Below are 739 nucleotides of genomic sequence, written 5' to 3'. Positions count from 1 at the left end.
CGCCATCAGTTGAAAACGGATCGGGTACGAAGCGCTCGGCGGTCAGCGCGGCACGGTTGTGGTAACCCCGTGCCAACCCCGCATGGCCGATGTGCAGCTCACCGCTGCAACCCTGAGCGACCGGATTGAAATCGGCGTCCAGCACGTACCACGACAGGTCGGGAATCGCCTCGCCAATCGGGCTCGCAGAGCTCTGCGTGTCGGCCTGGGTGATGGGTCGATAGGTCACATGAACGGTGGTTTCGGTGATGCCGTACATATTGATCAATCGTGGCGTTTGATCGCCAAAACGGTCAAACCACGGCGTCAGGCTGGTGACGTCCAGCGCTTCGCCACCGAAGATCACCGAGCGCAGCGCCAAGGGTTTTTCGCTCTCGCAAGCCACGTGCATCAATTGCTTGAACGCGGAAGGCGTCTGGTTCAGCACGGTGACCTGCTGTTCCACCAACAAGGCATGGAAATCTTGCGGTGAGCGACTGGTTTCACGCGGCACGATTACCAGACGGCCACCGTGCAGCAACGCGCCGAAGATTTCCCAGACCGAAAAGTCGAAGGCAAAAGAATGGAACAGCGTCCAGACGTCTTGTTCGTTGAAGGCGAACCAGTCGTCAGTGGCGGCAAACAGGCGCATCAGGTTGTGGTGTGCGAGCAGCGTGCCCTTGGGTTTGCCGGTCGAGCCGGAGGTGTAGATGACGTAGGCCAGGTTGTCCGGCGTGGTGTGGTTGACCGGATTTTCAGC

General features: G+C 59.7%; 1 protein-coding gene. It reads right to left on the bottom strand.

The window, feature by feature from the left end:
* Positions 1–739, bottom strand: a 739-nt coding sequence (locus tag ALP40_RS01250; protein WP_147478284.1) for an AMP-binding protein, incomplete at both ends; no start/stop codon positions are given.

The organism is Pseudomonas viridiflava (genome assembly GCF_003702045.1).
Lineage (GTDB): Bacteria > Pseudomonadota > Gammaproteobacteria > Pseudomonadales > Pseudomonadaceae > Aquipseudomonas > Aquipseudomonas viridiflava_C.
The sequence above is the reverse complement of the archived record's forward strand: the minus strand, read 5'-3'. Positions and strand labels throughout refer to the sequence as shown.